The organism is Tatumella morbirosei, from assembly GCF_000757425.2.
GTDB lineage: Bacteria > Pseudomonadota > Gammaproteobacteria > Enterobacterales > Enterobacteriaceae > Tatumella > Tatumella morbirosei.
On the sequence record NZ_JPKR02000004.1, the window covers coordinates 630,118 to 656,500 of the forward strand.

Consider the following 26,383-nt stretch of genomic DNA (forward strand, 5'->3'; position numbering starts at 1 on the left):
CATTATGGATGTTATTTATCACGTTCAATTATGTAACCCGCCAGTGCCTTTAATAAGGCAGTATCTAAAGAGTGGGCAGCGAGTCGGTCTAAAGCATCCATGGCTTCCTGGTACAACTGCAGGGCTTTTTCCCTGGCGCCGTCCAGACCCAGCAATGCCGGGTAGGTACTTTTTCCCAGAGCCAGGTCAGCACCCTGGCGTTTACCAATAACTTCAGTATCTCCGACAATATCCAGAATATCGTCCTGAACCTGAAAAGCCAGGCCGATAGCATTGGCGTAACGGTCTAAATCAGGCAGTAACGCTTTACCGCGTTCCCCTGCCGATAAGGCTCCCAGCCTGACAGCCGCGCGAATCAGAGCTCCGGTCTTATGGCGATGTATGGTTTCGAGGTCCTGTAAACTGACAGATTTTCCCTCTGCGGCTAAATCCAGCGCCTGGCCACCACACATACCGCCAGCACCACTGGCTGCAGCCAGTTCGGAAATCATGGCCAGCCGGGAAGTATCAGATACTTCTGGCATGGGATGATCGGCCAGCACAGTGAATGCAAGGGTCTGTAAGGCATCTCCGGCAAGAATCGCAGTGTCTTCACCAAATGCAACATGACAAGTCGGTTTCCCGCGGCGTAACGTGTCGTCATCCATCGCCGGTAAATCGTCATGGATCAGTGAGTAAGCATGAATACATTCAATGGCAGCCGCCGGAATATCCAGTGCTGCCTGAGGAGTGCCCAGCATTTCACCCGTGGCATACACCAGAAAAGGTCGCATCCGTTTGCCACCTAACAGTACGCCATATTGCATTGCTTCGTTCAGCGGAGAACTCTGAAAAGGGGCGTCCTGCAGTAATCCGGTTAATACATGGTCTACCCGCTCACGATAGGCCGCAATCAGTGTCGAAAAATCCATCAGTTATTTTCCGGGGTGAAAGCATCTAATTCAGCATCACTGTCTGGTTTAAGTAAAATCTGAACCCGCTGCTCGGCTTTCTGTAAGGTTTGCTGACCGGTTTTTGCCAGTTTAACGCCTCTTTCAAATTCATTCAGGGCTTCTTCTAACGGTAATTCTCCCGTTTCAAGACGCCGGACGATAGATTCCAGCTCCTGTAAAGCACTCTCAAAGCTGACAGAAGGTTCGGTTTTTTTTGGCATAGTCAGTACCGGCTCTATGAGTTATTTATTCATTTGTCATTGCTTATGGTAGCCGACGACGAACGATAAGCAAAATGATCAATGTGACGGAGGTTGCAGAAGCAGAGTTTCAACAAAGGTGATATACTTGCGCATCCTGGATGCGGAGCAATATTTTGCTGTCCGCAATATTCTGATTTTAACAGTTAAGTGTGTCGTTATTAACACTTATTTCCCTGAATAAGCCTTTGCCGCCATGAAGTTTATCATAAAACTGTTTCCGGAAATCACGATCAAAAGCCAGTCAGTCCGACTGCGTTTTATTAAGATCCTGAATGGAAACATTCGCAATATCCTTAAAACCATTGATGAAGAGATTAAAGTCGTTCGTCACTGGGATCATATTGTCGTACGCTCTAAACGGGAGGAACTTAAGCCGGTTATTGCCGAAGAGTTGACCCGCATTCCCGGTATCCACCATATTCTGGCGGTTGAAGAGCATAGCTATACCGATGTCCATAATATCTTTGAGCAGACGCTTGAGTTGTACCGTGACCGGCTGGAAGGAAAAACCTTCTGCGTCAGGGCAAAACGGCGCGGTAAGCATGACTTCAGCTCACAGGACGTAGAACGTTATGTGGGGGGCGGTCTTAACCAGCATATTGCTACCGCCAGCGTCAAACTGACCCATCCTCAGGTGACGGTAAATCTGGAAATTGAAGATGATCGCCTGCTGATGGTCACCGAACGTCGCGAAGGAATTGGTGGTTTTCCTATTGGCACGCAGGAAGATGTACTGTCACTGATCTCCGGTGGCTTTGATTCAGGCGTCTCCAGCTACATGCTGATGCGCCGCGGGTGCCGTGTCCATTATTGTTTCTTCAACCTGGGCGGGGCTGCGCACGAAATTGGTGTACGTCAGGTCGCTCACTATCTGTGGAATCGTTTTGGTCGTTCCCATCGCGTGCGTTTTATCGCGATCGATTTTGAACCGGTAGTCGGGGAAATTCTCGAAAATATTGATGACGGTCAGATGGGGGTGGTCCTCAAGCGCATGATGGTTCGTGCCGCATCAATGGTTGCTGAACGCTATGGCGTTCAGGCGCTGGTAACAGGCGAAGCACTCGGTCAGGTTTCCAGCCAGACACTGACTAATCTTCGGTTGATCGATAATGCCAGTGATACTCTGATTCTGCGTCCGCTGATTTCACATGATAAAGAACATATCATTAATCTGGCCCGTGAAATCGGCACCGAAGATCTGGCCCGAACGATGCCGGAATATTGCGGTGTTATTTCAAAAAGTCCGACAGTAAAAGCCGTAAAAAGCCGTATTCACGCCGAAGAAGAGAATTTCGATTTTTCAGTGCTTGAAAGGGTAGTTCAGGAAGCCAGCAATCTCGATATCCGCGAAATTGCTGAGCAGGCGACCCGTGATGTCGTGGAAGTCGAAACGGTGGCTGCCTTTGGTGAGAATGACACTATTCTGGACATACGTTCGATCGATGAACAGGATGACCGTCCACTGAAAGCAGATAATGTGAAAATTCAGTCGCTGCCTTTCTACAAACTGGGTAGCCAGTTTGCCTCGCTTGATCAGTCACGGACCTGGTTACTGTACTGTGATCGAGGGGTGATGAGTCGCTTACAGGCACTGTATCTGCGTGAGCAGGGCTACACCAACGTTAAAGTCTATCGCCCCTGAGCATCATCATCGGAAAGCTCTTTGTTAAACCCGCATACCCGGGTATGCGGATTTTTTTATCCGTTTGTTTCCTGATAATTATAAATCCCGGGTGCAAGCACCAGCGGCGCAGCAACCTCCCTGGCGGTGTCCTGTCCGGCCAGCAAGTCAATGAGTTTAAGAGCGAAATCAAATGAGGTGCCGGGACCCTGGCTGGTCAGCAGGTTAACGCGGGGATCCCAGACGACCCGTCGTTCCATCCATTGCTGCTCAGGTATTTCTGACTGAAGTCCCGGAAAACCGGTCATATTACCCACAGGAAACAGATGATGTGCAGCCAGTACTGTTGCGGGAGCGGCACAAATAGCGGCCACAATTCTGCCGGTGGCCGAAAAGTGACGAACGGTTTCCAGCATTAGCAGGCTGTCGCTGAAAGTGTCAGCGCCTTTAACCCCTCCGGGCAGTACCACGGCATCAAATGGCTGATCAGCGACCGCCACCAGCGTGGTATCACTTTGAAGTTTAACACCGCGTGAGCAGACAATCAGGGTTTCGCCATTGCTTTCAACACTGGCAGTAGTGACCCGGATGCCTGCTCTGACCAGCAGGTCAATGACGGTAACCGCTTCAATTTCTTCACTACCATGTGCCAGGCAAACCAGCACTGATTTCGGGGTGTCCATTGGCAGACTCCTTGGATTTAACGAGTTGAAACAGGGCACGGTTCGCCGGAATTGCGATACCGAATTCTGTGGCCTTGCGGAGCAGGTAACCGGTGATGTAATCAATTTCGGTGCTCCTGCCCGCCTGAATATCCTGGAGCATTGACGAAAAATTGCCGGCGCTGTTTTGCAGCACGTGTGTCGCATTAGCCTGTAACTGACGAGCATCGGCATGCAGATTTGCCCTGGCCATGACAGCAGCCAGTTCCTCACAAATCTGCTGAATTTCATCCGGATGCTGCAAAATCTCACCGTTACGACAATTGTATTTGATGCTCAGCGGATTAATGACGCAGTTGATTGCCAGCTTATTCCAACTGGCGGGCAGGATATCATTATGCCAGGCCACATCAGGTAAGGCTTCGTGCATCATATCGGCCAGAGGACTGAGCTGGTCCTGATTGCGCGCCACCGGTCCCAGGTGTGTTATACCATGGGCGACATGGATGACCCGGCCCTGGGTCCGGTAAGAGGAATGAGTGGTGATTGCCCGTAATACCGGCTGATGCAAAGAAGGCAGCTCATCCATCACTCCCATACCATTATGCATCAACACAATGATACAATGGGCAGGAACCAGAGGCTGAATCTGCTGCAAGGCACTGGATATTTGTGCCGCCTTTAGCGTGACCAGCAACAGGTCACTTTCGGCCAGAAATGCCGGGTTGTTGGCAGGAAAAAAATGACGAAAGATTTCGCCCTCCGGGCTGGTGACATGTACCGTGGTATTGGGATGAGACACCCGTAACCAGCCCTGTACCTGATGTCCCTGGCGGCTCAGTGCTGCAAGCCAAATTTGTCCTAATGCACCGCAACCCAGTACGGTTATGTTCATAATTACTCCAGCATGTCTGCAACGGTAAAACGGTATTTTTACCCCTGAAAGGTCTTTTCTGAACGGAGACATTTGTTTACCGCGTCAATCTGCGTATTATGCATGGCAAACCAGAACCAGGAGAAGAAAAGATGCCATCTTTCGATATTGTTTCTGAAGTCGAGCTTCAGGAAGTGCGTAATGCGGTGGAAAATGCCAGCCGTGAATTGTCGACCCGTTTCGATTTTCGTAACGTGACTGCCAGCGTTGAATTAAACGAAAAGAATGAAACTATTCGCGTCAGTTCTGAGTCCGATTTTCAGGTAAAGCAGTTGGTGGATATTTTGCGTGAAAAGTTACTGAAACGAGGTATCGAAGGTGCTGCGCTCGAAGTCCCTGAAGAGATTGAGCACAGTGGTAAGAGCTGGGCGGTCGATGCAAAATTAAAGAAAGGCATTGAGTCTGATGTGGCGAAGAAAATCGTCAAACTGATCAAAGACAGTAAACTGAAAGTACAGACTCAGATTCAGGGCGAGTCACTGCGTGTCACCGGTAAATCACGGGATGATTTGCAGGGAGCGATGAACCTGGTGCGAAATGGCAATCTGGGGCAGCCATTCCAGTTTAAAAACTTCCGCGATTAATCGTAGCGAAACAAAAAGCGCGGTCCTGTGCAGGGGCCGCGCTTTTTTTGTTTAACCGGCAGGGCAGGGGATTAGCTATGTGAAGGTTGATATTCTTCCACGATAGCTTCCAGAGCTTCCCGGTTGGTCACTTTGCTGTCAATTTTAACGTAAATGCTTTTTTCTGCCGGGACCATCATAACTGAAGATACCCCCGCCAGAGCTGCCAGCCGTTGTTCCAGCCCGTCGGCGTGTTGCAAATCACCCGAGACTAACCGCAGGCTGCTGACATAAGGGGGTTCTTTCATCGTCAGACTCACCAGCAGCCACACGACGGCTAACAGGGTTCCTGCCAGAAATACGGTCTGAGCATCAATATGGCCAAATATCCAGCCACCCAGACTGCCACCAATCGCGACGCCGATAAACTGGCTGGTAGAATAAACTCCCATGGCGGTGCCTTTATAACCGGCAGGGGATTCTTTACTGATGAGTGATGGCAGGATAGCTTCCATCAGGTTAAAGGCGAAGAAGAATATCTGAACACCCACCACCAGCGTCCAGAAATGAGTACCGGCACCCCACAGGATAATTTCCGCAATCACCAGCAATGCCACACAACTGACGAATACCAGCTTCATCTTGCGCTTTACTTCGGCAATGATGATAAACGGCATCACTGCGGCAAAGGCGATTAACATAGTCGCCAGATAAACTTTCCAGTGTTGTGATGCCGGAAAACCGGCATTTTCAAACTGTCCCGGCAAGGCGACAAAACTGGACATCAGCAGGATGTGCAGGCAGAAAATGCCAAAGTTCAGTTTCAGTAGTCGTGAGTTCCCGAGCACCTTACGGAAACTGCCCTTGACCATTCCGGACTCGCGGTTCAGTACATGGTCAGTGGCTGAAGGAACAATCAGCAGGGTAATGACTATTCCCACTCCGGCGAGGATAGCAATCATCCAGAACAAGGCATGCAGCCCCAGGATATGAGTAACGATAGGACCCAGTACCATGGCAATCGCAAAGGTCACTCCGAAGCTGATACCGATAAAGGCCATAGCCTTAGTGCGGTTCTGTTCACGGGTTAAATCAGAAAGCAGGGCCATCACCGCTGCGGCAATCGCCCCTGAACCCTGTAAGGCACGGCCAAGAATAATTCCCCAGATTGAACTGGTGGTGGCGGCAATGACACTGCCTAAGACAAATAGCAGCAGCCCGCCAACAATCAGTGGCTTCCGCCCAATGCGATCAGAGAGTAAACCGAAAGGAATTTGAAAAATTGCCTGGGCTAAACCGTAAATACCTATGGCCAGACCTATTAAAGTTTCTGAGGCTCCCTGAAGCGCCATTCCGTAGGTTGTTAGTACCGGAAGAACCATAAACATGCCCAACATGCGCAGGGAAAACACCGTCCCAAGGCCCCAGGTTGCTCTCAACTCCAGGGGCGTCATTTTATTATCGTTCATTAAGACCTCTTTTCATTTTCTGACGCTATAGTACGGGGCAGAGCAGGGCGGGTAAAATAATTGTTTTTAACCAGTGGTAACAAAAAAAGAAAAGGCGCGAAATCGCGCCTTTTCTAGCTAAACAGCAGAGTTACCAAACGTAGGTCAGGAGGTCTTTGGACGCCGGAGTCATAAAATCGACCGACATCATGACACTGAGTGCCGTGATGGCGACGATTGAAAAGACAAACAGCTTACGCGCCCAGACACGGTCGTCATTCGAGCTTTTATAACCGGAAAGCGCCATGCCCAGCCACCAGACACTGACAGCAGCAGCAACCACCAGATATTTATAGCCTGCGTAACCACCAAGTGAAAGCATCAGGGTGGCTACCATAAACGCCACGATGTACACGGTGATATGATTTTTAGCCACCGAAATGCCTTTCACTACCGGCAGTACCGGGATATTAGCTGCCTGATAATCCTTGAAACGGTAGATAGCAATCGCATACGAGTGCGGCATCTGCCATAAACTAAAGATGGCTAACAGAATCAGTGCTCCGGCATCGAATTCGTTGCTTACAGCACAGTAACCGATCACCGGCGGTGCAGCGCCCGACAGGCTGCCGATTAAGGTACCGTACACTGAATTACGCTTCATATAGAGGCTGTAGATGCCGACGTATACAATGAAGCCAATCACTGACAACCACATTGCCAGTGGGTTGGCTCCAAAGTACAGCAACGCAAAGCCAGCAATACCCAATAATGTTGCATAAACCAGGCTAGTTTTCGCGGAAATAAGCCCTTTTACAAGGACCCGGTTCTTCGTTCTCTCCATTTTCCGGTCAATATCGCGGTCGATCACGTTGTTAAACACACAACCTGATGCAACCACCAGTGATACACCGACCAGTGAGGCGAGAAATAGGGTGAAATTAATGCTGCCTTTCGAGGCCAGCAGAAAACCACCTATCACAGAAATTAAATTCCCGAAAATAATTCCTGGTTTTGTGACTTGCAGGTATCGCTTAATCATTACGTATAACTCTGTTAGTGGGGCATCATGTTGTAGTTAAGGTTCCACATGATCCACAGTGAGCCAACGACAACAATCAGAATGATGACTGCTGAGAATACGATGGCCACCAGGTTCCAGCCCCCCTCTGACTTACGGTCCAGGTGCAGGAAGTAGACCAGGTGAACAATCACCTGAACCACTGCACAGATAACGACCACCGCCAGGATTGTGCTTTTTGCAGCGCTTCCATCCATCACCATCCAGAAAGGAATACCTGTCAGGATAATGGAAAGGATAAAGCCGATAACATACGACTTCACACTACCGTGAGATGCACCATGTTCGGTTGCAGAATGACTCATTACATGGCCCCCATCAGATAAACAATGGTAAATACACAAATCCATACGACATCAAGGAAGTGCCAGAACAGGCTCAGACACATGATACGGGTACGGTTTGTCGCGGTCAGACCACGGGTTCCTACCTGGAACATCAGGACCAGCATCCAAATCAGCCCGCAGGTCACGTGCAGACCGTGGGTACCGACTAAGGTAAAGAATGCTGACAGGAAGCCACTACGCTGCGGCCCCCAGCCTTCACTGATCAGGTGATGGAACTCGTTGATTTCCATGCCGATGAAGCCGAGACCAAACAGGAAGGTTAACAGCAGCCAGCCAATAACAGCGCCTTTGTTGTTTCTGTTCATGCAGATCACGGAGAAACCATAAGTAATGGAGCTCAACAGCAGTAATGCTGTTTCACCCAATACATAAGGCAGTTCAAAAAAGTCTTTACCTGAAGGGCCACCCGCAGTGCTGTGAACCATGACTGCATAGGTCGCAAACAGCGTTGCAAAGATAATGCAGTCACTCATCAGGTAGATCCAGAAGCCAAATACCTTATTGGCTCCTGCATCGTGATGCCCATGCTCTGCATGGGCGCCGTGCTGTTTAGTCAGAGTTTCAGAAGACATTATTTCACACCTGCTTTGCTAAGTTCTTCAAAGTGCTTGTTTTCGATTCGCTCAATTTCTTCAACAGAGACATAGTAGTCCACGTCTTCGTCAAAGCTTTTGGCAATCCACAACACAATCATACCCAGGAAGGACAGGCCAGCCAGCCACCAGATCCACCAGATCATAGCGAAACCGAATATCGTCGCAAACAATGCAATAATCACCGGAATACCACTGTTTTTCGGCATATGAATTTCTTCATAATGCGTAGGTCTCTGGTATGCCTCACCACGTTCTTTCATTTCCCAGAAGGAATCACGTTCGTGAACGTCAGGGATAACGGCAAAGTTATAGAACGGAGGAGGAGAAGAACATGCCCAGTCCAGTGTACGTCCGCCCCAAACATCGCCTGTCAGGTCACGGTTCTGATCACGGTCGCGGACTGATACCCAGAACATGGTTAACTGACAGATAATCCCGATAGCAATCAGGGCGGCACCACAGGCAGCAACGACCAGCAGTGGATGGAACTGAGGATCAATATTCTGGCTCAGACGACGGGTCATGCCCATGAAGCCCAACGCATACAGTGGCATAAAGGCAACGAAGAAACCGATAATCCAGAACCAGAAGGCGCGTTTGCCCCATTTTTCGTTCAGAGTGAAACCAAAGGCTTTCGGGAACCAGTAACTAACACCCGCCATACAACCAAACACTACACCACCGATAATAACGTTATGGAAGTGAGCAATCAGGAACAGGCTGTTATGCAGTACAAAGTCAGCACCAGGAACGGCTAACAGTACCCCGGTCATACCACCGACAGAGAAGGTGACGATAAAGCCGACGGTCCACAACATAGGCGAGGTCATCTGAATACGACCCTGATACATGGTGAACAGCCAGTTAAAGATTTTAACCCCGGTCGGTATCGCGATGATCATCGTCATAATACCGAAGAAGGCGTTAACGTTGGCACCGGCACCCATCGTGAAGAAGTGGTGTAACCAAACAATAAACGACAATACGGTAATTGCGACTGTTGCCCACACCATAGAGGTGTAACCAAACATACGCTTTTTGGCGAAGGTCGCGGTAACTTCAGAGAACACACCAAATACCGGCAGAACCAGGATGTAAACTTCCGGATGTCCCCAGACCCATATCAGGTTGACGTACATCATCATGTTGCCGCCCATTTCGTTAGTAAAGAAATGGAAGCCCAGATAACGGTCGAGAGTCAGCAGTGCCAGGGTCACGGTTAATACCGGGAACGCAGCGATAATCAGTACGTTAGTACATAACGATGCCCAGGTGAAAATAGGCATTTTGAACATTGTCATACCCGGGGCACGCATCTTCAGAATCGTGACGAAGAAGTTGATCCCGGTCAGCGTAGTACCAATCCCTGAAAGCTGCAGACTCCATATCCAATAGTCTACCCCAACCCCCGGACTATATTCCGCGCCTGAGAGTGGCGGGTAGGCCAGCCAGCCGGTCTGGGCAAATTCACCTACACCCAATGACAGGTTAACCAGCACCACACCAATAGCGGTGAACCAGAAACTCAGGTTGTTCAGGAACGGGAAGGCGACGTCACGTGCACCAATCTGTAACGGAACGGCAATGTTCATCAGACCGACCACGAACGGCATCGCTACGAAGAAAATCATAATCACGCCATGCGCGGTAAAGATTTGGTCGTAGTGATGAGGCGGCAGGAAGCCGGCTTCACCGGCAGACGCAAGTACCTGCTGGCTACGCATCATGATGGCATCGGCAAAACCACGCAACAGCATGACGAAAGCCAGAATGATATACATGATACCGAGTTTTTTATGGTCTACAGAGGTAATCCACTCAGACCACAGATACTTCCACTTACCGAAATAAGTAATGGCGGCGAGAATGGCAACACCACCGAGTATGATCGCAGCGCAGGTCACCATGACGATTGGTACGTCTAGTGGTACCGCTGCTAAGCTCAATTTTCCTAACATGGTATTATTCCCCTGCTCCGGCGGAAGCGGCGTGGTCCATGTTCATGCTGTCATGTGCAGACATGTCCATTTTCCCGTCGTGTGACATAAACTTATCAACAACCTGGTTAAACAGATCAGGATTCGCAGTAGAGAAGTACTCTACCGGGTTGTCCTGGCTTGGTGCTGCCAGCTTGTTGAAGTCATCCATAGTCGTCAGCGTATTTGGTGAAGCTTTCACCTTCGCTACCCACTGCTGGAAGTCCGCATCGTCTTTAGTGGCGATGGCTTTAAATTTCATGCCAGAGAAACCAGGGCCGCTGAAGTTTGAAGAAATACCGTCAAAGGTTCCTGGTTCATTCGCAATGAGATGCAGTTTAGTCTGCATACCTGCCATGGCATAGATCTGGCTGCCAAGGGTAGGAATAAAGAAGGAGTTCATGACTGAATTTGAGGTGATTTTAAAGCTGACCGGTGTATTTGCCGGGAATGCAATCTGGTTCACGGTTGCAATTCCTTGCTCAGGATAGATAAACAGCCATTTCCAGTCCAGGGCAATAACATCAATCTCTACAGGTTTAACGTTTGAAGCAATTGGCTTACTTGGCTCGAGAGCGTGAGTAGATTTCCATGTCAGCACACCAAGGAAGATGATGATGAGAATTGGAATCGTCCAAACCACAGCTTCAATCTTATTAGAGTGCGACCAGTTAGGTGAGTATTTAGCGTTCGTATTGGATGCCCGATACTTCCAGGCGAATACGATAGCCATTAAGACTGCCGGGATAACTACCACTAACATCAAGCCGAAGGCTGTCAAAATCAGTGAACGTTGCTCCAGTGCAATCTGACCTTTAGGATTTAACAATGCACTATCACAGCCACTTAACAGAACAGCGCCAGTGATGAGTGACAAAATCCCCAAACTTTTATTGTATTTCCTGAGTCTCATTTAACGACCTCAATGACAAAAGGCTCTATTGTCGTTTAAGTGTGGCGGCATTTTACGGGAAGATTTATGTACTGTAAACCAGCTTGAAGTTCTGTCAGTGGACTGTGTCCACATTTTTCATGGGATTTAACAAAAATTGTTGCCGTTCCGAAATTATCATTCACATCAACCATTTGGCCTTATATAACTAAACGGAAATAACCCTGAGAGTAATGTTCCTTATTGCTATAACTACCCCATATCATTATCAAAAAATTAACATTCAGTTATCTTTTGCTCATCATGTTAACCTGGGTGCAATATTCCGGCGGCAGTTATTCAGCGTAATTGTTAAGAACAATCATTAAATGCTAAATGAAAAAAAATCCTCATTAGTTAAAAAAATGTTGAGCATTATCTTTCCTGTTTCAGGCTCAGGCAGTCGAGAAAGACCCCAAAAAGTACTGCACTACTCAGAAGCACCATTCCAGCTTCGAACAGCGGTACATCCCGAAAACCTTCTGTTAGCCAATGCATTGCACCCAGGGTAAGTGTAGCCAGCCAGGCGAAAAGTACCAGGCAACCGGCGAGGAAAATACGAAATGCCCAGCGATAGGCATGAGAAAAATGCTGACGTTGTATGAACTGTCCTGTCACGGCAGGCACCAGACTGTGGCGACTGATAAACAGCAGCAACAGACCAGGAATTCCGGCAAAAACGCTGAAGGCATAAAAGCCCGGCCATCCCCATAGCTCAACCAGCCATCCGGCAGCAGGCCCCACATAGACCCGGCCTACGGCAGAGAGTGCAGACAGCAGAGCAAACTGCGTTGCTGAAAATGAAGAGTTACACAGCGCCATCAGCAGTGCGACAAAGGCTGCAGTGCCCATACCACCACACAGGTTTTCGATAAACACCGCACTGGCCATACTCCACAAATGTACACTGGTGACAGTCAGCAGCCAGTACGCGAGATTCGAAAGAGTTTGTAAAATACCGAACCACAGCAGTGCGCGGAATAAACTCAGCCTCTGCATCAGAACACCGCCGTACAGTGCGCCAATAATGGTGGCCAGCAGACCGAGCGATTTATTCACCAGCCCGACATCGCCCGGGTTAAAACCTAGTCCGCGAATTAGAAAGGTGGTAGTCAGGGCACCGGCGAATGCATCACCCAGCTTATAAAGGATAATCAGGGTAATCATCAGCCAGGCATTGTTGCGCCCAAAAAAGTCTAACAGAGGAGAGACTACCGCCTGGCGCAGGCTGAGAGGAGGAGTTACTGGTCCGGCAGGGTTCTCTGCCAGCAATGTCCCAACAATGCCAGGCAGCATCAGGATTGCCATCAGGGCGTAGGTGGCATTCCATCCCAGATAGCGGTCTGCCAGCCATAAGGCTAAGCCGCCCGAGACCATCATTGCCAGTCGGTAACCCAACACGGTGATAGCCGCACCGCTGCCTCGTTGTTCCGCAGGTAATACATCGGTTTTCCATGCATCAAAAACAATATCTTGTGAGGCTGAGCAAAAGGCAACCAGTACCGCCAACAGTGCCAGCAAAGTCAGATGCCCGGCAGGCTGGACAAGACTCATTCCGACAATCGCGAGGATTAATGCACATTGTGTTAACAGCAGCCATCCACGACGGCGGCCCAACAGAGGTGGGGAATAACGGTCCATAAACGGCGACCAGAGGAACTTGAAAACATAGGCCTGTCCGACCAGAGAGAAAATCCCGATAGTTTTTAAATCGATATTTTCGACGGTCATCCAGGCCTGAAGTGTCCCGGAGGTCAGAGCCAGTGGCAGGCCTGAAGAGAACCCCAGCAACAACAGAACGGCAAAATTACGCTGGGTGAAAATCTTTAAATAGTCTGAACGCATGGCATCCTGGCTGCACGAAGAAAATTCATGCAGCCATCATAGCATTCAGTGGGAGTTTTGTTTAATGAAGTCGTTGATGCTGGTATCCGCAGCCATATCAGAAATAACATCACCCAGGGTAGAGTTAACCGCTTTGGTAATTTTATCGTTGTTGGCTGTGAATGGGCCTTCAACGCTGTAGGTCTGACGGTAGGTCTTCATCTGTTTGTTACCATTTTTTGCGGTAGCAGTGATAGAGACATCGGCATTCGTGGTGATACTGTAACGCAGGTTACCCTGGGTCACATCGGCATACAGTTTATTGACCACAATCTGCAGGTCAACTGCGCCGTTAGGGCCAATCATATAACCCCGGGCCGTCATCTGCTTCTCGAGTACTTCCTGCAACAGAAAACGCAGATCACGGGATGGCGTCAGGGTGACCAACTGGTTATCACGGGTGACCTGTGCTAATGCCTGGCTGCTTCGCTGATCGGCACCGTTAATGCTGACAGTCACACCCATCAGACTCGGATCCTGCTGAGGTAATGTTATCTTTGGCGTCACATCGAGGGTATTACTGCTGGTTGCACAACCGGCCAGGGCAAACGCAGCCAGCAGAGGAAAGATTGCTCTTTTTAACATACACATTTTCTCATCACATGATAAAAACAGTGGGGGCCGCAATGGCCGCAATCAGGGACTTTTTTGCGGCGGTCTGGGTTGTTCAGCGGCTAAATCTAAAAAAGTCTCTGGATTTCAGCAGCTAACTCATCCATAGTCCGGACATCGCGCTAAGCTATCATGCGCAATTGGTTATAAAATAGCACGTTTTTTTTTGTGCTTTCACACTGTAATAATGAAAAACAAACTAGTATTGATTAAAAGGGCAGCGCGCTCGCCAGTCAGGAGTGTCAAAAATGATTCGTGAACAGATAGAAGATAAGTTGCGTGACGAATTTCATCCGCTGCATCTGGAGGTGCAGGATGAAAGCTACCGTCACAACGTACCTGCCGGTTCTGAGAGTCACTTCAAAGTGGTGATTGTGACTGACCGGTTTCATGGGCAACGTTTTCTGGCCCGCCACCGTGCGATTTATAGTGTTCTGACCGAAGAACTGGCCGGGCCGGTGCATGCCCTGGCTCTGCACACCTATACCGCCAGTGAATGGCAGGGATTGCAGGATACTGTGCCTGCGTCACCTGATTGCCGCGGGGCAGGATTGCAGGTATAAACCTGAAATTCTCAATATAAAGATGATTAATGACGGCCGGCAGGCCGTTTTTTTTAGAAAAAAAACCAGCAACAGGTCAAAAAGCCGTAATATCGTAGGTTTCGTCTGCATGTGGCTTCTCGACTCATTCAACCGATGCCGCTATAATGCTGCGTCTATTTTTCCGGAATGTCTTCGGGACGCTTCTGGTAACAGGGATCGGAGTTTTCTTCACGGAAGCCGTCCCGGTTGTTAGATGGCGCGTATTGTTTAATGCGTGATGTCTGAAGTTGACCGAGCACGTGATTTTTTGAGGTAACAAGATGCAAGTTTCAGTTGAAACCACACAGGGCCTTGGCCGTCGCATTACCATCACTGTCGCTGCTGACAGCATTGAGACTGCGGTGAAGAAAGAGCTGGTAGAGGTAGCTAAGAAAGTCCGTATCGATGGTTTCCGTAAAGGCAAAGTGCCTAAGAACATCATTGAACAGCGCTATGGTGCATCTGTACGTCAGGATGTACTGGGTGAACTGATGTCCCGCAACTTCATTGATGCGATCATCAAAGAAAAAATTAATCCGGCAGGCGCACCAAAATACATTCCTGGTGAGTACAAGCTGGGTGAAGACTTCACTTACTCTGTTGAGTTTGAAGTGTATCCGGAAATTGAACTGAAAGGTCTGGAAACTATCGAGGTTGAAAAACCTGTCGCCGAAGTAAAAGACGAAGACGTTGATGCCATGCTGGATACGCTGCGCAAGCAGCAGGCTGACTGGAAAGAAACCGATGCCGCAGCGACTGCAGAAGATCGTGTCACTATCGATTTCTCTGGCTCTGTGGACGGCGAAGAGTTTGAAGGCGGTAAATCTTCGGACTTCGTACTGGCAATGGGCCAGGGCCGTATGATCCCTGGCTTTGAAGAAGGTCTGGTAGGCCACAAAGCCGGTGAAGAATTCACCATCGATGTCAAATTCCCTGAAGAGTACCACGCCGAAACTCTGAAAGGTAAAGATGCTAAGTTCGACATTGTTCTGAAAAAAGTAGAACAGCGTGAACTGCCAGAATTTACTGAAGAGTTCGTGAAGCGTTTTGGGGTGGCTGATGGTTCTGTTGCAGGTCTGCGTACTGAAGTACGTAAGAACATGGAACGTGAACTGAAAGGTGCGGTACGTAACAGCATTAAAACTCAGACTATCGATGGTCTGATCAATGCTAACGATATCGATGTTCCTGCTGCACTGATCGACAGCGAAATCGATGTTCTTCGTCGTCAGGCGGCACAGCGTTTTGGTGGTAACGAAAAACAGGCACTGGAATTGCCACGTGAACTGTTTGAAGAACAAGCGAAACGTCGTGTCGTGGTGGGTCTGTTGCTGGGCGAAGTTATCCGTACCAGTGAGCTGAAAGCTGACGAAGACCGCGTGAAAGGTCTGATCGAAGAAATGGCTTCTGCGTATGAAGATCCTCAGGAAGTGATCGAGTTCTACAGCAAAAATAACGAGCTGATGAACAACATGCGTAATGTTGCACTGGAAGAGCAGGCCGTTGACTTGCTGCTGGAAAAGGCCAAAGTGACCGAAAAAGCGGCTAACTTCCAGGATCTGATGAACCAGGGTCAGATGGCTTAAGTCATTTTTGATCCGTTCTGATGTAAAGCCCGTGATCAAAATGATCACGGGCTTTTTTTCTTTAGATGCAAAAAAACGGTAGCGCTCTGTGCTTTTTATCGGATTATCATGGATTAACCGGCCGGTTATCGGGTAATCTCTGGTGTAATATTCGCGAAATATCAAAAGATTGTTATGCTTGAAATACCGGTAGTTATCCCTCATATAGGGGAATGTGATAAGAGACTGACTGATTAACCGTCCTGACGTTGTCGGAAGGAGGCAGGCTTCGTGGATTCGTAGCTTTCCTAACGTAAAAATCGGTACAGAGTGTTACCAATGTAATTAATTCAGGAGACGGTTATGTCATACAGTAGCGAACGTGAAATGCTGGCCTCACAAATGGCATCACAGATGGCATTAGTGCCTATGGTGGTGGAGCAGACTTCTCGTGGAGAGCGTTCTTACGACATCTTTTCCCGCTTACTTAAAGAGCGTGTGATTTTTCTGACCGGCCAGGTTGAAGACCAGATGGCCAACCTGATTGTCGCACAAATGCTGTTTTTAGAAGCTGAAAATCCTGAGAAAGATATTTACCTGTACATCAACTCGCCTGGTGGGGTCATTACTGCGGGGATGTCAATTTATGACACCATGCAGTTTATTAAACCCGATGTCAGCACCATTTGTATGGGGCAGGCGTGTTCAATGGGGTCTTTCCTGTTAACTGCCGGTACTGAGGGCAAACGTTTCTGCCTGCCAAACTCCCGGGTGATGATTCATCAGCCGTTAGGCGGCTTCCAGGGACAGGCGACCGATATTGAGATTCATGCCCGCGAAATTCTGAAAGTGAAGCAGCGGATGAACGAATTAATGGCTAAACATACCGGCAAACCGCTGGAACAGATTGAGCAGGACACTGAACGTGATCGTTTCCTCTCGGCAGCAGAAGCGGTAGAGTATGGTTTAGTTGACTCTATTCTGACGCAGCGTAAATAAGACTATTTGCTACACTGCACAAATGAAAGGATGTGCAGTCAGACGAAGTGAATAGTACATTGACGATGTCAACCTGTAGTACAATGACTGGCGCTGCAGGTTGCCGAAACTATTAAAGAGGTTACTGATGACAGAGAAGCGCAAAGACGGTTCAGGTAAGTTGCTGTACTGCTCTTTTTGCGGCAAGAGCCAGCATGAAGTGCGTAAACTGATTGCCGGTCCGTCAGTGTATATCTGTGATGAATGTGTAGATTTATGCAATGACATCATCCGCGAAGAGATTAAAGAAGTCGCGCCTCATCGTGAACGTAGTGCACTGCCGACACCACATGAAATCCGCGTTCATCTCGACGATTACGTGATTGGCCAGGAAAAAGCCAAAAAAGTACTGTCGGTAGCGGTGTATAACCACTACAAACGCTTACGAAATGGTGATACCAGCAACGGTGTTGAACTGGGTAAAAGTAATATCCTGCTGATTGGTCCGACCGGTAGCGGGAAAACATTACTGGCCGAAACTCTGGCCCGGTTGCTGGATGTTCCTTTTACTATGGCAGACGCGACCACACTGACTGAAGCCGGTTATGTGGGCGAGGATGTTGAAAATATTATCCAGAAACTGTTGCAGAAATGTGACTATGATGTCCAGAAAGCCCAGCGCGGAATTGTCTATATTGACGAAATTGATAAGATTTCGCGCAAGTCTGACAACCCGTCGATTACCCGCGATGTCTCTGGTGAAGGTGTACAGCAGGCACTGCTGAAGCTTATCGAAGGTACTGTAGCTGCTGTCCCTCCTCAGGGCGGGCGTAAACATCCGCAACAGGAATTTTTACAGGTTGATACCTCGAAAATTCTGTTTATCTGCGGGGGCGCATTTGCCGGTCTGGATAAAGTGATTGCTCAGCGTGTTGAAACCGGCTCTGGTATTGGCTTCGGCGCCACCGTGAAAGATAAATCTCAGAAAGCAACCGAAGGGCAGTTATTGTCTCAGGTTGAGCCTGAAGACCTGATCAAATTTGGGTTAATTCCTGAATTTATCGGTCGTCTGCCGGTAGTAGCAACGCTGAATGAATTAAGTGAAGAAGCGTTAATTCAGATACTGCGCGAACCTAAAAATGCACTGACTAAACAATATCAGGCATTGTTCCACCTGGAAGGGGCTGAACTGGAGTTCCGTGAGGAAGCCTTAACTGCAATCGCTAAAAAAGCGATGGCCCGTAAAACCGGTGCCCGTGGATTGCGTTCAATTGTGGAAGCCGCGTTGCTGGATACCATGTACGACCTGCCTTCAATGGAAGGGATTGAGAAAGTTGTTATTGATGATTCCGTCATTGATGGTCAGTCTGAACCCCTGTTGATTTATGGCAAACAGGAAGCTCAGGCTTCTGGCGAATAAATCGACAAAATCTGCAGGTTATTAGCAAATAAAGGGGAAATTGTTTCCCCTTTTATTTTTTCTCGCATTTATGACATTGAATGTCGTGTCATCATCCCCATATACTCAATAACCTTTGGGCCTGAAGTACCCTGGCTGTGAAAAAGGGTGGCTGAGCCCATCACCTGGCGGAAATTAAACTAAGAGAGAGCTCTATGAATTCTGAGCGTTCCGAACGCATTGAAATCCCCGTATTGCCGTTACGCGATGTGGTGGTTTATCCGCACATGGTTATTCCGTTGTTTGTCGGACGCGAAAAGTCGATTCGCTGTCTGGAAGCAGCAATGGACAACGATAAGAAGATCCTGCTGGTTGCTCAAAAAGAAGCATCAACCGATGAGCCTGGTGTGAATGATCTTTTTTCTGTCGGTACAGTTGCTTCCGTGTTGCAGATGCTGAAACTTCCTGACGGTACTGTCAAAGTACTGGTGGAAGGCTTGCAGCGTGCGCGCATAGACACCCTTGCGGATAACGGTGAACATTTTGTCGCCCGCGCTGAGTATCTCTCCTCTGCTGAAATTGAAGAGCGTGAGCAGGAAGTGCTGGTGCGTACAGCGGTTAACCAGTTTGAAGGCTACATCAAGCTAAATAAAAAAATTCCTCCAGAGGTGCTGACATCACTGAATAATATTGATGATGCCGCACGTCTGGCCGACACCATTGCTGCGCATATGCCACTGAAGCTGGCTGATAAGCAGTCTGTGCTGGAAATGACAGACATCAATGAGCGTCTTGAATATCTGATGGCCATGATGGAATCTGAAATCGACTTATTGCAGGTTGAAAAGCGGATTCGTAATCGTGTCAAAAAGCAGATGGAGAAGAGTCAGCGTGAGTATTATCTGAATGAGCAGATGAAGGCCATTCAGAAAGAACTCGGCGAAATGGATGATGCTCCTGACGAATTTGAAGCGCTGAAGCAGAAAATTGAAGCGGCTAAAATGCCAAAAGAGGCGAAAGAAAAAACCGAAGCCGAACTGCAAAAGCTGAAAATGATGTCGCCAATGTCGGCGGAAGCCACCGTAGTCCGTGGTTATATCGACTGGATGGTGCAGGTGCCATGGAACAGTCGTAGTAAGGTGAAAAAAGACCTGACTAAAGCCCAGGAAACGCTGGATACCGACCATTACGGGCTGGACAGAGTTAAAGACCGTATTCTGGAATATTTAGCGGTTCAGAGTCGTGTTAACAAGATTAAAGGGCCAATCCTGTGCCTGGTAGGACCTCCTGGTGTGGGTAAAACTTCTCTGGGGCAGTCAATCGCCAAAGCGACCGGACGTCAGTACGTTCGTATGGCGTTAGGTGGCGTGCGTGATGAGGCTGAAATCAGAGGTCACCGCCGGACTTATATCGGTTCTATGCCTGGTAAGCTTATCCAGAAGATGGCTAAAGTTGGCGTGAAGAACCCGTTGTTCCTGCTGGACGAAATTGACAAGATGTCTTCGGATATGCGTGGTGACCCGGCATCAGCATTGCTGGAAGTGCTGGATCCTGAGCAGAATATCGCGTTTAACGATCACTATCTGGAAGTCGATTATGATCTCTCCGATGTGATGTTTGTCGCCACCTCTAACTCGATGAATATTCCTGCACCGTTACTGGATCGTATGGAAGTGATTCGTTTGTCGGGTTATACCGAAGATGAAAAACTGAATATTGCTAAGCGTCATCTGCTTCCGAAACAAATCGAACGCAATGCACTGAAGCCAAAAGAGATTACGGTTGATGACACTGCGCTGATGGGAATTATTCGTTACTATACCCGGGAAGCCGGGGTACGTAGCCTGGAACGTGAACTGTCGAAGCTGTGTCGTAAAGCAGTCAAAGCACTGTTGTTGGATAAAAAGAAAAAGCACATTGCTATCACCGGTGACAATCTGAAAGATTACCTCGGGGTACAACGGTTTGATTATGGCCGTGCTGATGACCAGAACCGGATTGGTGAAGTTACCGGCCTGGCCTGGACCGAAGTCGGGGGTGATCTGCTGACCATCGAGACAGCCAGCGTTCCCGGGAAAGGCAAACTGACCTATACCGGTTCACTGGGTGAAGTGATGCAGGAATCTATTCAGGCGGCGATGACTGTGGTACGCGCCAGAGCAGATAAGCTGGGCATTAACAGCGACTTCTACGAAAAACGCGATATTCACGTGCATGTGCCAGAAGGTGCAACGCCAAAAGATGGGCCGAGTGCAGGCATAGCGATGTGTACCGCACTGGTATCAGCCTTAACCGGTAATCCTGTCAGGGCAGATGTGGCGATGACCGGAGAAATTACTCTGCGCGGTCAGGTACTGCCGATTGGTGGCCTGAAAGAGAAATTACTGGCAGCCCATCGTGGCGGTATCAAAACAGTACTGATCCCGGATGAAAATAAACGTGACCTGGAAGAGATTCCCGATAACGTGATTGCTGATCTGAAAATTTATCCGGTAAAACGTATTGAAGAAGTCCTGAAACTGGCGTTGGAAAACGCTCCGGAAGGCTTTGAAGTGGTAGCAGCAAAATAAGCGTATCGTACAGGGAAGGTCATTGCTGTCGGGAAACCGCGCAATGACTCCTTTGTTTCTTCTGATATAGCATTGGCAGAAATTCAGAGTAATACCGTTGTGTATACCCGGGATGCTTGCTATAACAGGCTGTTCTTTGTCTGCAGAGCGTTCTGTCGATAAAGTGAAAAAATAAAAGGGGATGATAGAGTGAATAAATCACAGTTGATCGACAAAATTGCTGCGAGCGCGGATATTTCGAAAGCAGCAGCCGGACGTGTTTTAGATGCATTTATGGGTGCAGTGACGGATTCACTGAAAGAGGGTGATGAGGTTGCTTTAGTTGGTTTTGGTACTTTCTCAGTGCGTGAACGTGCTGAGCGTACCGGCCGCAACCCACAGACCGGAAAAGAAATCACTATCCCGGCAGGTAAAGTCCCTGGTTTTCGTGCCGGTAAAGCACTGAAAGACTCTGTTAATTAATAGTATTTAACCATCTGAAAGGATTTTCTTTGATGGATTGAGGACTGTACACTCGTTCTCATGTAACATACAGGCACATCATGGTGATGTGCCTTTTTTTATGCCGTCCGGCGGCAAATTTAAGACGTTACATCACCAGACACGAACGGAAATCATCAGCATTGTAGTCTGACTGGTTTTTGAGTTGAACGGCGACGGTAAAGCGTCATATTTATACTACAGCGGAGTGTTGCCATACCATGATGGACAATTTACGCACGGCCTCTAGCCACATCGTGCTGAAGATTATACTGGGACTGATCATTGTTTCATTCGTGCTGACCGGCGTGGGTAACTATTTGATTGGTGGTAATAATGATTATGCTGCCAAAGTCAACGGTGTCACTATCAGCAGTGCAGATCTGCAAAATGCATTCAGTAATGAACGTGCCCGTCAGCAACAACAGTTAGGTGCGCAGTATTCACAACTGGCAGGGACTGACAGCTTTATTCAGCAAATGCGTCAGCAGGCGATGTCTGATCTGATCGATCAGGAGCTACTGCGACAGTATGTAAAATCGTTGGGGCTGGATGTCACTAACGATCAGATTAAAGAAGATATTTTCTCTCAGCAGCCTTTCCAGACTAATGGTCATTTTGATAATGCCCGTTTTACCAGCCTGCTGAGTAATATGGGATTCACCCCGGATCAATACGCTGCAGCGTTGCGTAAAAGCCTGAGTACTGGTCAACTGGTCAATGGCGTCAGCAATACTGATTTCATGCTGCCTTATGAAACTCAACAACTGGTCAGCCTGTTAGCCCAGAACCGCGATATTCGTGAAGCTGTGATTAATACTGATGCTCTGGCTGCGAAACAGACCGTGTCTGATGATGAAATCAACAGCTATTACCAGCAGCATAAAGACAGCTTCCTGGCGCCAGAGCAATTCCGTGTCAGCTATATTAAGCTGGACGCTGCCAGCCTGCAAAAAACCCCAACGCAGCAACAGGTGCAGGCCTGGTATGACAGCCATAAAAGCGACTATACCACCCCGCAACGTACCCGTTACAGCGTGATTCAGGTGAAAACTGAGGCGGATGCCAATGCGATACTGGCACAGCTGAAACAAGGGGCTGATTTTGCTACCCTGGCAAAAACAAAATCTATCGACCCTATTTCAGCCCGTAAGGGGGGGGATATGGGCTGGCTGGAACCTGAAACACTTCCTGACGAACTGAAAAATGCCGGACTGACCACGAAAGGCCAACTGTCTGGTGTGATCAAGAGCTCTGTAGGTTTTCTGATTGCACGTCTGGATGATATTCAGCCTCAACAGGTTAAACCACTGTCTGATGTTTACGCGACCGTTGCACAAAGCGCTGAACAGGATGCTGCGGTCAGCGATTTCTATAAACTGCAACAGAAGGTCAGTGATGCTGCCAGCAACAATAACGCTTCCCTGGCGGGTGCGGAAAGCGCAGCCGGAGTCAAAGCGGTTGAAACGCCTTGGTTTACCCGCGATTCATTACCAGCAGATCTGAATTTTGACCAGGTCAAACAGGTGATACTGGGCGGGACCTTGTTGGGAAGCAATGGTACACCAGGCAATAACTCCGACATTATCACCGTTGATGGTGACAGGGCATTTGTACTGCGTATCAGCGATCATAAACCGGAGTCCACCAAGCCGCTGGCGGAGGTTAAAGATCAGATTACCGCTGCCATTAAGCATGATAAAGCGTTGCAACAGGCTCGTAATCAGGCAAACACACTGGTGGCGCAGCTGAAACAGGGTAAAACCACTGATTTTGATGCAGCAGGCCTGAAATTTGGTACGACGGAAACTCTGCAACGTAACAGCCCGAATGCTGTCACAGAAACTGTTTATGAGTTACCTAAACCGCAGGCAGGCAAGCCTTCCTACGGTATCGGTGAAGATGGTCAGGGCAATATTGTTATTCTGTCACTGGATAAAGTCAGCGAAGGAACCTTACCACCAGCTCAGGTGAATTCGATGAAAACCGGCGTGGCACAGAACAATGCTCAGCTGGCATTTGCAGCCTTACTGCAGAACCTGCGGCAGAACGCCAAAATTAAATATGGCGCTGCTGCGCAACAGGTTCAGTAACGTTCCTCAGATAAAACTGTAATGTTGTAATCAGAAAGGCTGCCTTGTGCAGCCTTTCTGCTTTTTAATCACTTCCTGAATCTTCCCCGACAAATCTCTGTCATGCTGCTCCTGAATTCAATCAGGGAGAATTAACTATGCAATCGGGAATCTCATACACTTTACGTCTGACACTTTTATTACTGGTCACCAGCGGTCTGCTACCATTTGAAGCCTCAGCAAATGAGGCTCTCCCGACAGAGCTCAGTCAGCCCACTGCTGTACCCCGGGTGTCAGAGAAAGTGAGTATCAATCAGGGCACCGCAGAAATGCTGGCCGGGGCCATGAACGGTGTAGGTCTGAAGAAAGCTCGTTCAATTGTTGAATACCGGGAACAATATGGCCCGTTCACCTCGTTGGAACAGCTGGCTGAAGTCCCGGGTTTTGGCAGAGCGTTGGTTGAAAGAAATCTTTCACGGCTGAAATTGTGAATTGAATCTCATATTTGTGTCTTGTTCAGGTGGTAGTGAGCGGAATTTGCCAGAATGTAGTGGTCATACCAGTTACTGCTACCGGAGAGTGTCGCTCATGACCACATTGATTAAAGTTCGCGGTTATCATCTGGATGTTTATCAGCATGTGAATAATGCCCGTTACCTGGAGTTTCTGGAAGAAGCGCGCTGGGAATGGCTGGACAGAAGTGGTGTTGCAGACTGGTTAATCCAACAACATCTGGGATTTATCGCGGTGAATATCAATATTAATTACCGGCGGGCCGCAAAACTAGGGGATTGTCTGGAAGTGACCTGCCAGATGGCGGAAATTTCAGAAAGGAGTGCAGTGATGGAACAAAAGGTGACTCATAGCGGCGAGGGTACTCTGGTGGCTGATGCTCGTATTACCTTTGTCTGTCTGGATTTAAAACAGCAGAAAAGCGTACCGGTGAGCGGAGAAATAAAAACTTTTCTGGAGAGGATCAATCAACAAGCCTAAGGAAAGAACATCCAGAGCAACGCTATTATGTTGCTCTGGACCACTGTTAACTCAGGCCGGTTTTACTTTTCATAGCATTCATGATTGCCTTTGGGGATTGCTGATATTCTGCCAATCCTTTGGCCCGCAGATGGCAGGCTGCACATTCGCCGCATCCGTCGCCCTGTACGCCGTTATAGCAGGTCAGAGTTGAGTTTCGAATCAAAGGCAGTTGTTGCCAGTAATCGGCCAATGCCCAGGTTTCGGCTTTGTTCAGCCACATTAATGGAGTTTCAAAACGGACGTCCCGCGCCATACCCAGCTGAACGGCGGTATTAAGTGCTTTAACGAAATCGTCCCGGCAATCCGGATAACCGGAGAAATCTGTTTCACACACCCCGGTGATCACCGCTTCAGCATTTACCTGATAAGCATAAATTGAAGCCAGCGTCAGGAACAGAATATTTCTGCCCGGGACAAAGGTGCTTGGCAAACCATTACCGTCAGGATCATAGGCCGGTACCGGGATGTTATCACGGGTCAGGCTACTGATTGCCAGTTCATTCAGCAGTGTGACATCCAGTACTTTGTGTGCACGTGCGCCTAATTGCTGGCTTAATTTACGGGCAACCTCGATTTCCTGACGATGGCGCTGGCCATAATCAAAAGTGACGCAGTGCACTTCATCATACTGGTTAAGGGCCTGTATCAGGCAGGTGGTTGAGTCCTGGCCACCACTAAAAACAACTACTGCACTTTTCATTATCTTTATTCCTGTCAACATTCAGCGGTATGTTAACGCCTGGCAGCTAAAAGGACAAAATTACGTGGCACAGGATTCCGGGGGTATTGATGAAATTTTCAGAAATCCAGCTCTGCCTGCCACGGGGCAATATCGCCAATATTTTCGGATACCCATTGCGAGTTATAGTAAGTGTCAGGATAGCGTTCACCACTGTCACAGATCAGTGAAACCAGCGCACCTTGTTGTCCGCGTGCTTTCATCTCTCTGGCTGCATGAATCATTCCATAAAAATTGGTTCCTGTGGAAGCTCCGACCCGCCGGCCAAGTATTTTTTCCAGCGAGTACATTGCCGCCAGTGAAGCTCCATCAGGGACTTTTAACATTCTATCGACCACATCGGGTAAAAAAGAGGGTTCCACACGCGGGCGGCCAATGCCTTCTATCCGGCTACCCGTCGGACAGGTAAGGGTTTTATCGCCCTGCTGCCAGTAATCATAAAAGACGGAATTGTCAGGGTCGGTGACCATTAACTCCGTCTCATATCCGCGATAGCGGATATAGCGACCCAGGGTTGCGGTGGTCCCGCCGGTACCGGCACTCATGATTATGCTGGCGGGAACGGGGCAGGGCTCATCCTGCATTTGCCGGAAGATGCTGTCAGCAATATTGTTATTACCCCGCCAGTCAGTCGCTCTCTCGGCATAGGTAAACTGATCCATATAATGTCCGCCTGATTCTTTTGCCAGCAGGGCTGACTGCTGGTAAATCATTGCAGACGTTGCAGTAAAATGGCATTGACCACCATAGAAGTTGATCTGTTCTATTTTTCTTCGGGTGGTTGCCACCGGCATTACCGCAATGAAAGGCAGACCGAGCAAACGGGCAAAATAAGCTTCCGAGACTGCGGTACTACCGGAAGAAGATTCTATCACCGTAGTGTGGCGGGTTATCCAACCGTTGCTCAGTCCATAGAGGAAAAGTGAGCGTGCCAGACGATGCTTCAGACTACCGCTCGGATGAGTACTTTCGTCTTTAAGATAAAAACGGATGCCGGGAAATTCGCGCAGGGTAAAACGAATCAAATGGGTATCCGCTGAACGGCGAAAGTCTGCATTAATTTCATTGATTGCATCGCGAACCCATTGGTCGGCCATTACAAATATCTCCT

At 48.6% G+C, this 26,383-nt stretch carries 25 protein-coding genes; 11 read left to right on the top strand and 14 right to left on the bottom strand.

Going from position 1 to position 26,383, the window contains the following annotated elements:
* Positions 1–11: 11 nt before the first annotated feature.
* Positions 12–911 (bottom strand): (2E,6E)-farnesyl diphosphate synthase, encoded by a 900-nt coding sequence (gene ispA / locus HA49_RS14205; protein WP_038018638.1) that lies wholly within the window; start codon positions 909–911, stop codon positions 12–14.
* Positions 911–1,153 (bottom strand): exodeoxyribonuclease VII small subunit, encoded by a 243-nt coding sequence (xseB, locus tag HA49_RS14210; RefSeq protein WP_038018639.1) that lies wholly within the window; start codon positions 1,151–1,153, stop codon positions 911–913. The genes ispA and xseB overlap by 1 nt, the downstream gene beginning before the upstream one ends.
* 235 nt (positions 1,154–1,388) lie before the next feature.
* On the opposite strand from xseB, the gene thiI reads away from it, so the two are divergent.
* Positions 1,389–2,837, top strand: a complete 1,449-nt coding sequence (gene thiI / locus HA49_RS14215; protein WP_038018640.1) for a tRNA uracil 4-sulfurtransferase ThiI — start codon at positions 1,389–1,391, stop codon at positions 2,835–2,837.
* Between the two features lie 56 nt (positions 2,838–2,893).
* Here the strand turns inward: thiI and yajL are convergent, their stop codons facing one another.
* On the bottom strand, positions 2,894–3,499 hold the full coding sequence (gene yajL / locus HA49_RS14220; protein ID WP_038018641.1) for a protein deglycase YajL: 606 nt from the start codon (positions 3,497–3,499) through the stop codon (positions 2,894–2,896).
* Positions 3,456–4,373 carry a 2-dehydropantoate 2-reductase gene (gene panE / locus HA49_RS14225; RefSeq protein WP_038018644.1) on the bottom strand — a complete coding sequence of 306 codons (918 nt, stop codon included), beginning with the start codon at positions 4,371–4,373 and terminating at the stop codon, positions 3,456–3,458. The genes yajL and panE overlap by 44 nt, the downstream gene beginning before the upstream one ends.
* Positions 4,374–4,504: 131 nt before the next feature.
* On the opposite strand from panE, the gene HA49_RS14230 reads away from it, so the two are divergent.
* Positions 4,505–4,996: a YajQ family cyclic di-GMP-binding protein gene (locus HA49_RS14230; RefSeq protein ID WP_038018647.1), complete on the top strand. Its 492-nt coding sequence runs from the start codon at positions 4,505–4,507 to the stop codon at positions 4,994–4,996.
* 71 nt (positions 4,997–5,067) lie between these two features.
* Here the strand turns inward: HA49_RS14230 and HA49_RS14235 are convergent, their stop codons facing one another.
* The 8 genes from HA49_RS14235 to HA49_RS14270 all read right to left on the bottom strand — a co-directional run bounded on the left by HA49_RS14235 (position 5,068) and on the right by HA49_RS14270 (position 13,823).
* Positions 5,068–6,444, bottom strand: a complete 1,377-nt coding sequence (locus HA49_RS14235; protein ID WP_038018650.1) for an MFS transporter — start codon at positions 6,442–6,444, stop codon at positions 5,068–5,070.
* A gap of 130 nt (positions 6,445–6,574) precedes the next feature.
* Positions 6,575–7,465: a heme o synthase gene (gene cyoE / locus HA49_RS14240; RefSeq protein WP_038018652.1), complete on the bottom strand. Its 891-nt coding sequence runs from the start codon at positions 7,463–7,465 to the stop codon at positions 6,575–6,577.
* A 14-nt stretch (positions 7,466–7,479) separates the two neighbouring features.
* Positions 7,480–7,809, bottom strand: coding sequence for a cytochrome o ubiquinol oxidase subunit IV (locus tag HA49_RS14245; protein WP_038018654.1), 330 nt, complete (start codon positions 7,807–7,809; stop codon positions 7,480–7,482).
* Entirely contained in the window at positions 7,809–8,423 is a 615-nt protein-coding gene (locus HA49_RS14250) for a cytochrome o ubiquinol oxidase subunit III (RefSeq protein WP_038018657.1), read from the bottom strand. The genes HA49_RS14245 and HA49_RS14250 overlap by 1 nt, the downstream gene beginning before the upstream one ends.
* Entirely contained in the window at positions 8,423–10,405 is a 1,983-nt protein-coding gene (gene cyoB / locus HA49_RS14255; protein WP_038018665.1) for a cytochrome o ubiquinol oxidase subunit I, read from the bottom strand. The genes HA49_RS14250 and cyoB overlap by 1 nt, the downstream gene beginning before the upstream one ends.
* Positions 10,406–10,409: 4 nt before the next feature.
* Entirely contained in the window at positions 10,410–11,336 is a 927-nt protein-coding gene (gene cyoA / locus HA49_RS14260) for a cytochrome o ubiquinol oxidase subunit II (protein WP_038018669.1), read from the bottom strand.
* A 393-nt stretch (positions 11,337–11,729) separates the two neighbouring features.
* The gene (gene ampG / locus HA49_RS14265; RefSeq protein ID WP_038018672.1) at positions 11,730–13,199 is read right to left on the bottom strand and encodes a muropeptide MFS transporter AmpG; all 1,470 of its coding nucleotides are present in this window, start codon (positions 13,197–13,199) and stop codon (positions 11,730–11,732) included.
* A 45-nt stretch (positions 13,200–13,244) separates the two neighbouring features.
* Positions 13,245–13,823, bottom strand: a complete 579-nt coding sequence (locus HA49_RS14270; protein ID WP_038018675.1) for a lipoprotein — start codon at positions 13,821–13,823, stop codon at positions 13,245–13,247.
* Between the two features lie 275 nt (positions 13,824–14,098).
* On the opposite strand from HA49_RS14270, the gene bolA reads away from it, so the two are divergent.
* The 9 genes from bolA (at position 14,099) to HA49_RS14315 (ending at position 24,491) form a co-directional block, all read left to right on the top strand.
* Complete coding sequence (gene bolA / locus HA49_RS14275; RefSeq protein ID WP_038018678.1) at positions 14,099–14,413, top strand: transcriptional regulator BolA; 315 nt, start codon at positions 14,099–14,101, stop codon at positions 14,411–14,413.
* A gap of 302 nt (positions 14,414–14,715) precedes the next feature.
* Entirely contained in the window at positions 14,716–16,020 is a 1,305-nt protein-coding gene (gene tig / locus HA49_RS14280) for a trigger factor (protein ID WP_038018680.1), read from the top strand.
* A gap of 342 nt (positions 16,021–16,362) precedes the next feature.
* Complete coding sequence (gene clpP, locus HA49_RS14285) at positions 16,363–16,998, top strand: ATP-dependent Clp endopeptidase proteolytic subunit ClpP (RefSeq protein ID WP_038018682.1); 636 nt, start codon at positions 16,363–16,365, stop codon at positions 16,996–16,998.
* A 127-nt stretch (positions 16,999–17,125) separates the two neighbouring features.
* On the top strand, positions 17,126–18,397 hold the full coding sequence (gene clpX, locus HA49_RS14290) for an ATP-dependent protease ATP-binding subunit ClpX (RefSeq protein ID WP_038018684.1): 1,272 nt from the start codon (positions 17,126–17,128) through the stop codon (positions 18,395–18,397).
* Positions 18,398–18,591: 194 nt separating this feature from the next.
* The gene (gene lon / locus HA49_RS14295; RefSeq protein WP_038018688.1) at positions 18,592–20,946 is read left to right on the top strand and encodes an endopeptidase La; all 2,355 of its coding nucleotides are present in this window, start codon (positions 18,592–18,594) and stop codon (positions 20,944–20,946) included.
* Between the two features lie 189 nt (positions 20,947–21,135).
* Positions 21,136–21,408 carry a nucleoid-associated protein HU-beta gene (gene hupB, locus HA49_RS14300; RefSeq protein ID WP_038018691.1) on the top strand — a complete coding sequence of 91 codons (273 nt, stop codon included), beginning with the start codon at positions 21,136–21,138 and terminating at the stop codon, positions 21,406–21,408.
* A gap of 239 nt (positions 21,409–21,647) precedes the next feature.
* Positions 21,648–23,519 (top strand): peptidylprolyl isomerase, encoded by a 1,872-nt coding sequence (gene ppiD / locus HA49_RS14305; RefSeq protein ID WP_038018693.1) that lies wholly within the window; start codon positions 21,648–21,650, stop codon positions 23,517–23,519.
* Positions 23,520–23,656: 137 nt separating this feature from the next.
* Positions 23,657–23,989: a ComEA family DNA-binding protein gene (locus HA49_RS14310; RefSeq protein ID WP_038018696.1), complete on the top strand. Its 333-nt coding sequence runs from the start codon at positions 23,657–23,659 to the stop codon at positions 23,987–23,989.
* Between the two features lie 97 nt (positions 23,990–24,086).
* Positions 24,087–24,491 carry an acyl-CoA thioesterase gene (locus HA49_RS14315; RefSeq protein WP_038018699.1) on the top strand — a complete coding sequence of 135 codons (405 nt, stop codon included), beginning with the start codon at positions 24,087–24,089 and terminating at the stop codon, positions 24,489–24,491.
* A gap of 46 nt (positions 24,492–24,537) precedes the next feature.
* Here HA49_RS14315 and queC read toward each other — a convergent pair whose 3' ends face one another.
* Together queC and HA49_RS14325 are read right to left on the bottom strand one after the other, a co-directional pair.
* Positions 24,538–25,233 (bottom strand): 7-cyano-7-deazaguanine synthase QueC, encoded by a 696-nt coding sequence (gene queC, locus HA49_RS14320; protein ID WP_038018701.1) that lies wholly within the window; start codon positions 25,231–25,233, stop codon positions 24,538–24,540.
* Positions 25,234–25,331: 98 nt separating this feature from the next.
* Positions 25,332–26,369: a PLP-dependent cysteine synthase family protein gene (locus HA49_RS14325; RefSeq protein ID WP_038018704.1), complete on the bottom strand. Its 1,038-nt coding sequence runs from the start codon at positions 26,367–26,369 to the stop codon at positions 25,332–25,334.
* Between the last annotated feature and the right edge of the window lie 14 nt (positions 26,370–26,383).